This window comes from Bauldia sp. (assembly GCF_020442045.1).
Classification (GTDB): Bacteria; Pseudomonadota; Alphaproteobacteria; order Rhizobiales; family Kaistiaceae; genus Bauldia.
The window spans coordinates 1-9,367 of sequence record NZ_JAGRLA010000015.1 but is presented as its reverse complement, the minus strand read 5'-3'; the positions used below and the strand labels follow the sequence as shown (position 1 = coordinate 9,367).

General features: G+C 67.0%; 10 protein-coding genes and 1 pseudogene. 4 read left to right on the top strand and 7 right to left on the bottom strand.

What is annotated here, in order from left to right:
- Nucleotides 1-87: 87 nt before the first annotated feature.
- The 6 genes from KDJ86_RS01815 to ffh form a co-directional block, all read right to left on the bottom strand.
- Nucleotides 88-471 carry a SecDF P1 head subdomain-containing protein gene (locus tag KDJ86_RS01815; protein ID WP_291742117.1) on the bottom strand — a complete coding sequence of 128 codons (384 nt, stop codon included), beginning with the start codon at nt 469-471 and terminating at the stop codon, nt 88-90.
- A 13-nt stretch (nt 472-484) separates the two neighbouring features.
- Nucleotides 485-874: a 50S ribosomal protein L19 gene (gene rplS, locus KDJ86_RS01810; protein ID WP_291742114.1), complete on the bottom strand. Its 390-nt coding sequence runs from the start codon at nt 872-874 to the stop codon at nt 485-487.
- 97 nt (nt 875-971) lie between these two features.
- Nucleotides 972-1,679: a tRNA (guanosine(37)-N1)-methyltransferase TrmD gene (gene trmD / locus KDJ86_RS01805; protein ID WP_291742112.1), complete on the bottom strand. Its 708-nt coding sequence runs from the start codon at nt 1,677-1,679 to the stop codon at nt 972-974.
- The gene (gene rimM, locus KDJ86_RS01800; RefSeq protein ID WP_291742110.1) at nt 1,676-2,218 is read right to left on the bottom strand and encodes a ribosome maturation factor RimM; all 543 of its coding nucleotides are present in this window, start codon (nt 2,216-2,218) and stop codon (nt 1,676-1,678) included. The genes trmD and rimM overlap by 4 nt, the downstream gene beginning before the upstream one ends.
- 2 nt (nt 2,219-2,220) lie before the next feature.
- The gene (rpsP, locus tag KDJ86_RS01795; RefSeq protein WP_291742108.1) at nt 2,221-2,637 is read right to left on the bottom strand and encodes a 30S ribosomal protein S16; all 417 of its coding nucleotides are present in this window, start codon (nt 2,635-2,637) and stop codon (nt 2,221-2,223) included.
- A gap of 62 nt (nt 2,638-2,699) precedes the next feature.
- Nucleotides 2,700-4,211 (bottom strand): signal recognition particle protein, encoded by a 1,512-nt coding sequence (gene ffh, locus KDJ86_RS01790; protein WP_291742107.1) that lies wholly within the window; start codon nt 4,209-4,211, stop codon nt 2,700-2,702.
- A gap of 326 nt (nt 4,212-4,537) precedes the next feature.
- On the opposite strand from ffh, the gene KDJ86_RS01785 reads away from it, so the two are divergent.
- Nucleotides 4,538-5,770: an OmpP1/FadL family transporter gene (locus tag KDJ86_RS01785; protein ID WP_291742105.1), complete on the top strand. Its 1,233-nt coding sequence runs from the start codon at nt 4,538-4,540 to the stop codon at nt 5,768-5,770.
- 157 nt (nt 5,771-5,927) lie between these two features.
- On the opposite strand, the gene msrA is transcribed toward KDJ86_RS01785, so the two are convergent.
- Nucleotides 5,928-6,668, bottom strand: coding sequence for a peptide-methionine (S)-S-oxide reductase MsrA (gene msrA / locus KDJ86_RS01780; RefSeq protein WP_291742102.1), 741 nt, complete (start codon nt 6,666-6,668; stop codon nt 5,928-5,930).
- Nucleotides 6,669-6,867: 199 nt separating this feature from the next.
- Between msrA and dapF the strand changes: the two genes are divergently transcribed.
- The 3 genes and pseudogenes from dapF to KDJ86_RS01765 form a co-directional block, all read left to right on the top strand.
- Nucleotides 6,868-7,746, top strand: a complete 879-nt coding sequence (dapF, locus tag KDJ86_RS01775) for a diaminopimelate epimerase (RefSeq protein ID WP_291742099.1) — start codon at nt 6,868-6,870, stop codon at nt 7,744-7,746.
- Nucleotides 7,746-8,999, top strand: coding sequence for a tRNA (N(6)-L-threonylcarbamoyladenosine(37)-C(2))-methylthiotransferase MtaB (gene mtaB, locus KDJ86_RS01770; RefSeq protein WP_291742096.1), 1,254 nt, complete (start codon nt 7,746-7,748; stop codon nt 8,997-8,999). Before dapF ends, mtaB begins: the two co-directional genes overlap by 1 nt.
- Before the next feature lie 177 nt (nt 9,000-9,176).
- A pseudogene (locus tag KDJ86_RS01765) lies at nt 9,177-9,367 on the top strand (signal recognition particle-docking protein FtsY); the annotation flags it as partial.

Genomic DNA, 9,367 nt, shown 5'->3' with positions numbered 1-9,367 from the left:
GGACTCTTCGTCCGCGTGGTTAACTAGCGTCGCCCTACGTCGCTTGGGCGCGCTCAGCGGCACCCAGGAAATCGCAACCCGATCGGCTCAGGGGTCGACCACCTCGACCTCGACGGTCACGTCACCCGACGCAATGCGGGCAGCAAGGTCGACGACATCGGTATGGTCGAAATCGCCATAGATCACCACGGTACCGCGAAGGATGGGTTCGCGAATGACCGGAGCGCTGACAGTTACCCCGTCTAGCCGGATTTCGACCGTCCGATCGACGTTTTCAGTGGTCAGCCGCCCGAACGCAGCCGCCGACTCCTCTGCCATCGAAAAGAAAATGATCGGGTCGCCGGTGACCTGGTCTTCCATGGCCTCCGCGGAGGTGACGGAAAGAACCAGCGGCTCGGCGAGAGCCACTGGCGCAAAGAGGAATGAAACGACAAGCAGACAGGAGCGCAGCAATGCCGGCCCCGTCAGCACCGGTCGACGCGGCCTATTCGGCGGCGGCGGCGCGTGGCGCGCGGCGATCCTGCTTCTCGGCGATACGCGCGGACTTTCCGCGGCGGCCACGCAGGTAATAGAGCTTGGCGCGACGCACCTTGCCGCGACGCACGACCTCGATCGAGTCGATCATCGGCGAATAGACCGGGAAGACACGCTCGACGCCTTCGCCGTAGGAAATCTTCCGGACGGTGAAGCTCTCGTTGAGGCCGCCGCCGGACCGGGCGATGCACACACCCTCATAGGCCTGGATACGGCTCCGGGTGCCCTCGGTGACCTTGACGTTGACACGGACGGTGTCACCCGGCCCGAATTCGGGCACGGCCCGCGCGGCGGCGATCGTCTCGGCCTGCTCTTTCTCGAGCTGCTGAATGATGTTCATGGTCGGAACCTCTTCTCACGACAGGCGGCGGCGCACCAACAGTGCGGTCCGGCCGTTTACCCCGCGGTCAATATATGAAAGCCGGCGGTTCCATACGCTAATCGGCGGGCTTTGTCGATTCCCGTCGTGCGAGAAGATCGGGGCGGCGTTCGGCGGTCAGCCGCTTCGCCTCCTCGCCCCGCCATCTGGCGACTTCGCCGTGGTTGCCTGAGGTCAGGACGCCGGGAATCGCCCGGCCCTCGAAAACCGCCGGTCGGGTATATTGCGGGTATTCAAGAAGATGATCCGCGAAGCTCTCGCTGTCGGCCGAAGCGGCGTTGCCCATCACGCCCGGAATCAGGCGGATGGTCGCGTCGAGGACCGCCATCGCGGCGATCTCGCCGCCGGACAGGACGAAATCGCCGAGCGAGACCTCCTCGAGGCCGCGCGCGGCGATGACCCGCTCGTCCACCCCCTCGAACCGGCCGGCGACGATCAGCACGCCACTGCCGGCGGCGAGCGCGCGGGCGCGCGCCTGATCGAGAGGTCGCCCGCGCGGGCTCATCAGCAGCCGGGGACGATCGTCGCCCTGGGGGCTCGCCGCGTCGATCGCGGCAGCCAGGACATCGGCCCGCATCACCATGCCCGGCCCGCCGCCTGCCGGCGAATCGTCTACCGAACGATGCCGGTCGGTAGCGGACTCGCGGATGTCGCGGATATCCAGGGACCAGATTCCCTCGTCGAGCGCGCGGCCGGCGAGGCTCCGCCCAAGCGGCCCCGGAAACATCTCTGGGAAGATCGTCAGGACGGTCGCCGCGAAAGTCATCGCTCTTCGTCCGGCTCTTCGAGGAGGCCCTCAGGCGGGTCGACGACCACCCGGCCCTCCTCGATATCGACCCTGGGCACGACGGCGCGGGTGAAGGGCACGAGAATCGTGTCGCCGCGCGACGGCGCGACCTCGAGCAGGTCGCCGGCGCCGTAATTCTGCACCCCGATCACCGTGCCGAGCGACCGGCCGTCGACCGTCTCGGCCGAGAGGCCGATCAGGTCGGCGTAGTAGAACTCGTCGTCCTCGGCCGCCGGCAGCCGCTGGCGCGGAATGCTCAGCTCGATCCCGTTTAGCGCCTCGGCCGCGTTCCGGTCGGCCACGCCGGCGAAACGGACGACGAGCATCTCCGGCGACTTGCCGGCCGCCGGCCGCAGCGTCTCGACTTCGAACAGACGGCCGTCAGGGGCTTCGAGCGGTCCGTAGGCAGCGATATCCGCGGGCGTTCCGGTGAATGCCTTGACGCGGACCTCGCCCTTGATGCCGTGCGCGGCGCCGACCCGGGCGATGAGAACCCGATCCGCCACCGGCCCGGTCATGACTAGCCGGCCGGAGCCTCTTCAGCGGCAGCTTCCGCCGCCGGCTCGGCCTCGGCGGGCGCAGCAGCGGCCTCGGCCGCGCTGGCCTTCGCCTCTTCGGCAGCCGCGGCGCGCTCCTGTGCCTTGGCGCCGGGCTGGGCCTTCTGCGGATTGTTGCGCGGCGCGCGCTTGGCGAGGCCGGCGGCGTCGAGGAAGCGCAGCACGCGATCGGTCGGCAGGGCGCCGACCCCAAGCCAGTGCTGGACCCGCTCGGTCTTGATCACCACCCGGTTCTCGTCGGTCTTCGGCAGCATCGGATTATAGGTGCCGACGATCTCGATGAAGCGGCCATCGCGCGGCGAGCGCGAATCCGCGATGACGATGCGGTAGAAGGGACGCTTCTTGGCGCCGCCGCGGGCGAGACGGATTTTCAGGGACATTCAATCACTCCTGTTGGTGTCGTTCGTTGGCCGGCCGGCGGGTTTTCCCGCGCGAGACCGGATCATTTCTTCTTTCCTGGAAGGCCCGGCAGACCACCGCCGAAGCCGGGAAGCTTTGGACCGCCCATCCCGGGGAGTCCGGGCAGACCGCCGGGCAGCGATCCTCCGGGCAATCCGCCCCCTCGGGTCAATTGCTCAAGGGCGGCCGGGTCCATCTGCGGCATGCCGCCACCGGGCATCCCGGCCATGCTGGCCATCCGCCCGAACATCCCCTTGCCCTTGCCCATCTGCTTCATCATGTCCGCCATCTGGCGGTGCATCTTGAGCAGCTTGTTGACTTCCTCGACACGGGTGCCGGACCCTGCCGCGATGCGCCGCTTGCGGCTCGCCTTGAGGATCTCCGGCCGCTTGCGTTCCTGCCTGGTCATCGAGGAGATGATCGCCGTCTGGCGGCGGAAGACGGAATCGTCGACGCCCATGGCGTCGATCTGCTTCTTCATCTTGCCGACGCCGGGCAGCATGCCCATCACCCCCGACATGCCGCCGATCTTCGCCATCTGGCCGAGCTGCGCGGCAAGGTCGTCGAGGTCGAACTGCCCCTTGCGCATCCGCTCGGCCGCCTTGGCGGCTTCCTCGGCGTCGATATTGGCGGCGGCCTTCTCGACCAGCCCGACGACGTCGCCCATCCCAAGGATGCGGCCGGCGATCCGCTTCGGATCGAATTCCTCAAGCGCATCGAGGCGCTCGCCGACGCCGATCAGCTTGATTGGCTTCTCGGTGACCGCGCGCATCGAAAGCGCCGCGCCGCCGCGCCCGTCGCCGTCGACCCGCGTCAGGACGATGCCGGTGACGCCGATCCGGTCGTTGAAGGACTTGGCGACATTGACCGCGTCCTGGCCGGTCAGTGAATCGGCGACCAGCAGGATTTCGTGCGGGTCGGTGGTCTGCCGGATCTCTGCCATCTCGGCCATCAGCGACTCGTCGATATGGGTACGGCCGGCGGTGTCGAGCATCACCACGTCATAGCCGCCGAGCCGGGCCGCGGAGAGCGCCCGCTTGCCGATGTCGACCGGCAACTGACCGGCGACGATCGGCAGGGTGTCGATGCCCGCCTGCTCGCCGAGAATCCTCAGCTGTTCCTGCGCGGCCGGGCGCCGGGTGTCGAGCGAGGCGATCAGCACCTTGCGCTTCTCGCGATCGGTCAGCCGCCGCGCGATCTTGGCGGTGGTCGTCGTCTTGCCCGATCCCTGCAGGCCGACCAGCATGATCGGTACCGGCGCCGGGGCGTTGAGGTCGATCGTCTCGGCGTCCGCACCCAGCATCTCGACCATCTGGTCGTGGACGATCTTGACCACCATCTGGCCCGGGGTGACCGAACGGATCACCTCCTGGCCGACCGCACGGCTGCGGACCTTGTCGGTAAAGGAGCGAACGACGTCAAGCGCGACATCGGCCTCGATCAGCGCCCGGCGAACCTCGCGCATCGCCTCGTTGACGTCCGATTCCGACAGGGCGCCACGCTTGGTCAGCCTGTCAAAGATCGAACCGAGTCGTTCCGAAAGTGTATCGAACATTTCTTCGTCGCCGTTGGCCGCGTCAGGTCTTCTATGTCGTTGCCGCTACGGCCCGCCGCAACCGGCGAACCGCGATTGTCATAAGCAATTGGCGCCCGCGGGCGCATCGCGCTGGCGGACGTTGACCTCCGGGATCCCGTCCCGGTCGGCGTCTGATCGTCGTTGCTCTTTTCAGAGTTCGTCGGGGGTTTACGTCCGCGCTACCGCCGAGTCAACCGGAGCCGTTGCGAGCAGGACCCCGGAAACGCCGATTTCTGCCGCGCAAAGGCTTTGACCGAGGGTGCGGCGGACGACTAACCTCATTGCCGGGTTTGGGGGAGAAGGCAATGCGGCACGTCTGTGGCTGCGCGGCTGCAGTGATGCTGGTCGTCGCGATTGGGGCGTCGTCCGCCAAAGCGGGCGGGTTCTACGTGCGTGAGCAGTCCACCGCCGCCATGGGCAGCGCCTACGCGGGTGCCTCGGCTTACGGCCACGACGCCTCCTACATGTTCTACAACCCCGCCGTGATCGCCGATCTCACAGGCACGGTGGTGACGGTCGACGGCCGGATGTTCTTTCCCGATGTGTCGATCCAGGCCGAAAAAGCGACGTCGCCTTCCGGCAAGAACCTGATGCCTTTGGGGAATTCCGGCAGCATGGCGGATGATGCCATCGCGCCGGCGATCTATGCGGCCCGACAGGTCAACGACAGGACGACGATCGGCATCGGCTTCAGCGCGCCCTTCGCCGTGAAGATCGAAAGCCGGCCGCATTGGGCCGGTGAATACCAGCTTCTCAAGACCTCGATGGTGAGCTGGAACCTGACGCCGACGATCGCTCGCCGCATCGGCGACCATTTCGCCGTCGCCTTCGGTCTCAATGTGCAGGGCCTCGATATCGACAACCAGCGAATGGAGGTCACCCCTTTTGGCGATGCCCGGGGATACTTGAGGGGGAGCGACGTCGGAGCCGGCTGGACCGCCGGCCTTACCTGGGATCCCTTGCCCGGAACGCGGGTCGGGCTGGGCTACCGGTCGCCGATTACCCACAGCGTGCGTGGAACGGCCGGCATCGTTAAGTCTTCCCTCGCGATTCCTGTCTCCTACGACTACAAGACCCCGACCGTGATCAGCGCCGGGTTCGAGCAGGACCTGACGGAGCGGCTGACCCTGCTCGGCGAGGTCGAGTGGAACGACTGGAGCGTCTTCGACGGCTTTCACGTCCGCTTCGACGTCCTCTACCCCGACGTCGTCCGCGCCCTGACCTGGCAGGATACCTGGTTCTTTTCGCTGGGCGGACGGTATCAGGCGACCGACCGGACCAGCTTCACCGCCGGTTTCGGCTGGGAAAACGCGGTCGCCGATGGAGCGCCCAACACCATAAGCCCCGACGGTGACCGCACGATCCTTGGCATTGGCCTGACGCATCGGTTTCCGGGAGGCATGAGTCTTTCCGCTTCCTACGCCCACATCTGGTTCACCGACGCGACGATCGACGTGTCCGACGCGCAAGGAACCCTCAAGGCAACGATGACCAACGACCTCGACGTCGCCGGCATCAGCCTGACGAAGCGATGGTAACCCCCTGAAAAGCGGAAAAGCCCGCGGAACGACTTATGACCCTGTTCCGCGAGCAAAGAGAAAATATTGGTCCATAAAGAAGGGACGCCGACCCTTCACCTGTGACCAAAGCGGTATTCCATGACACGGGTTTGACGCGGGCTGAAACCCTGTGGATTCAGCTGTTGCCACCGACACCCACCAGCTTGGGCTCCTCCCGCCACACATCGGGGAACATCATGCGCAGATTCTCGACCTTCGGCAGGTCGTTCCACATGATGTAGGGTTGAGTGGGATTATAGAATGCATAATCCTGATGATAGTCCTCCGCCGCGTGGAAGACATCGAGATCGGCGAGTTCCGTAACGATCGGCTCCGGATAGACACCAGCCTTGTTGAGCTGGTCGACGTAGGCAGTCGCCACCTTTCGCTGTTCCTCGCCGGTGAAGAAGACGGCCGACCGGTATTGCGTGCCGGTGTCCGGCCCCTGGCGGTTCAGCTGGGTCGGATCGTGCGCCACCGAGAAGAAGATCCGGAGCAGTTCCCCGTAAGTCACCTTGGATGGGTCATAGGTAATCTCGACGGACTCGGCATGGCCGGTCCGGCCGCTGCTGACCTCGTGGTAGGTGGGGTCGGCGGTCGTCCCCCCGGCGTAGCCCGACACGGCATTCTCGACGCCCTGGACGTGCTGGAACACTGCCTGGACGCCCCAGAAACACCCGCCGGCAACCACGGCCGTCTCGAGCTTGCCGCCGCCCGCACGCATCTCGTCGATAACCGGCGGCGGAATCGGTGTCGCCTTCTCGGCCGCCCGCGCCCCGGCGCTTTGACAAAGAAGATCGATCCCGATGACGGCGGCCGCCAGGGTAATCGCGATCGGCAGGGCCGATCTCGACCCGGCAATACCTGTGGCTCCCATGTCCCATCTCCCGCTCATCCCGCCGATCGGGATCATTCCCGCCGGTCAGCTTGGGAGAAACCATAGGCCGGGGTGGCGATCCGCAATATTCAATTCCTGTTGATCCCCGCGTGTAGACGGCGGACGGAACAACGGGAACGACTGGCAATCCGCCCGGCTTTCAGCCATATAACGCTGGTTCCAGAAACGGTCAGATGACATGTCCGGCGCGATCCCCTTTCGCAAGATGAACGGCCTCGGCAACGAGTTCGCCATCCTGGACGGCCGTGAGACGGCCGCCGGGCTGTCTCCGGACGCAATCCGGGCGCTCGGCGGGCAGGACGGAATCGGCTTCGATCAGCTGATTACCATCGAGCCGTCCCGGAACGGCTCCGACGCCCGCATGCGCATCCATAATCGCGACGGCGGCGAGGTCGAGGCCTGCGGCAACGCCACCCGCTGCGTCGGCTGGCTGCTGATGGGAGAGAGCGGCGGCAAGGCGGTGACGATCGAGACCTCGGCCGGCCTTTTGAAGGCTTTCGACACCGGCCGGCCCGATCTCGTCGCGGTCGACATGGGCAGGCCCCGCTTCGGCTGGCAGGATATCCCCCTCGCCGAGCCCTTCGCCGACACCCGCGCCATCGAGCTCCAGATCGGGCCGATCGACGCGCCGATCCTCCACTCGCCCTCGGTGGTCAATGTCGGCAACCCGCATGCGATCTTCTGGGTCGACGACGTCAACGCCTACGACCTCGAGCGCTTCGGGCCGATGCTCGAGCATCACCCGATCTTCCCCGAGCGGGCCAACATCTCGCTGGCCAGGGTCGAGGGCCGGACGGCGCTGACGGTGCGGACCTGGGAGCGCGGCGTCGGCCTTACCCGGGCCTGCGGCACCGCCGCCTGCGCCTCCGCCGTCGCGGCGATGCGGAAGGGCATGACCGACCGCGAGGTGACCGTGACGCTGCCCGGCGGGCCGCTGACCATCGCTTGGCAGGACGACGACCACATCATGATGACCGGCGCGATCGAGGACGAGTTCGCCGGCACGATCGATCGCGAAACCCTCGCCTGGACCCGGACGGACAGGGGCGCGGCCTGATGGCGGCGCGCGTCATCACCTTCGGCTGCCGGCTCAACGCGCTCGAATCCGAGGTCATGCGCGCCAAGGCGGACGCCGCCGGCATGGAGGACGCGATCCTCGTCAACACCTGCGCGGTGACCGGCGAGGCCGTGCGCCAGGCGCGGCAGGCGATCCGCAAGGCGCGGCGCGAGAACCCGGCGGCGAGCATCGTCGTTTCGGGCTGCGCCGCCCAGATCGATCCGGCGAGCTTCGGCGGCATGGCGGAGGTCGACCTCGTGCTTGGCAATACCGAGAAGCTCGACGCCGCGAGCTATCGCCTCCCCGACTTCGGGCTCGGCGAGATGCCCGACGTCCGTGTCAACGACATCATGTCGGTCACCGAGACCGCCGGCCACCTGATCGAGGGGATGGACGGCCGCGCCCGCGCCTTCGTCGAGGTGCAGAACGGCTGCGACCACCGCTGCACCTTCTGCATCATCCCCTATGGACGCGGCAATTCGCGTTCCGTGCCGATGGGCGCGATCGTCGACCAGATCCGCCGGCTGGTCGAAAACGGTTATCGCGAGGTCGTGCTGACCGGCGTCGACATCACCTCCTATGGCGCCGACCTGCCGGGCAGGCCGAAGCTCGGAGCGCTGGCCCGCGCCATCCTGAAACACGTTCCGGAGCTCGAACGGCTGCGTCTCTCCTCGATCGACTCGATCGAGGTCGACGAGGCGCTGTTAGCGGCGATTGCCGAGGAGGGGCGGCTGATGCCGCATCTCCACCTCTCGCTCCAGCACGGCGACGACATGATCCTCAAGCGGATGAAGCGCCGCCATTCGCGCGACGATGCCATACGCTTCGCGGAAGAGGTGCGGCGGCTCCGGCCCGACGTCGTCTTCGGCGCCGACCTGATCGCCGGCTTCCCGACCGAGGACGAGGCGATGTTCGACAACACGCTCGCCATCGTCGACGATTGCGGGCTGACCCACCTCCACGTCTTTCCCTTCTCGCCGCGGCCCGGCACGCCGGCCGCGCGGATGCCTCAGGTCGACCGGTCGCTGGTCAAGGAAAGGGCGGCGCGTCTCCGCGAGAAGGGCGATGCGGCGCTCGCCGCGCATCTTCGCGCCGAGGAAGGCGCCGCGCGCCGGGTCCTGGTCGAGCGCCGGGGTCTTGGCCGGACGGAGCATTTCACCCCGGCCGAGATCGCCGGCGGCCTGCCGGGCGAAGTGATCGCCGCGCGGATTACCGGGCGCACGGCACGGGCGCTGATCGCCGAGGCGGCGTAGCAATGGCCGGTGCGATGTGCGTCCTTCGAGGCTCGGCCGCTCACGCGCCCTCGCACCTCAGGATGGCAATGAACGGCGTTTCCTTAAGCGACAAGGTCTGGCCTTGCAGCATCTCCTCCTTAGCCATGCTGAGGTGCTCGCGCGAAGCGCGAGCCTCGAAGCACGCACGGATCGGACATGACCATGGCTGAGGGCAAGGGACTCTTCCGCCGCGTCTTCGGCGGCAAGACGGACGCGGAGCCGGAAGTGCCCGCGACCGGCGAACCGGCGCCCGCCAGTCCTCCGGAAGCCGCGGCGGCACCGCCGCCAGCCGAGCCGCCTGCACCGCGCCAGTCCTGGTTCCGGAAGCTCAAATCCGGCCTGTCGCG

Bases quoted from the DNA above. Each gene is read 5' to 3' on its own strand.
- KDJ86_RS01785 (WP_291742105.1), top strand. From the start codon at position 4,538: ATGCGGCACGTCTGTGGCTGCGCGGCTGCAGTGATGCTGGTCGTCGCG.
- rpsP (WP_291742108.1), bottom strand. From the start codon at position 2,637: ATGTCCCTGAAAATCCGTCTCGCCCGCGGCGGCGCCAAGAAGCGTCCC.
- rimM (WP_291742110.1), bottom strand. From the start codon at position 2,218: ATGACCGGGCCGGTGGCGGATCGGGTTCTCATCGCCCGGGTCGGCGCC.
- rplS (WP_291742114.1), bottom strand. From the start codon at position 874: ATGAACATCATTCAGCAGCTCGAGAAAGAGCAGGCCGAGACGATCGCC.
- dapF (WP_291742099.1), top strand. From the start codon at position 6,868: ATGTCCGGCGCGATCCCCTTTCGCAAGATGAACGGCCTCGGCAACGAG.
- ffh (WP_291742107.1), bottom strand. From the start codon at position 4,211: ATGTTCGATACACTTTCGGAACGACTCGGTTCGATCTTTGACAGGCTG.
- trmD (WP_291742112.1), bottom strand. From the start codon at position 1,679: ATGACTTTCGCGGCGACCGTCCTGACGATCTTCCCAGAGATGTTTCCG.
- mtaB (WP_291742096.1), top strand. From the start codon at position 7,746: ATGGCGGCGCGCGTCATCACCTTCGGCTGCCGGCTCAACGCGCTCGAA.
- msrA (WP_291742102.1), bottom strand. From the start codon at position 6,668: ATGGGAGCCACAGGTATTGCCGGGTCGAGATCGGCCCTGCCGATCGCG.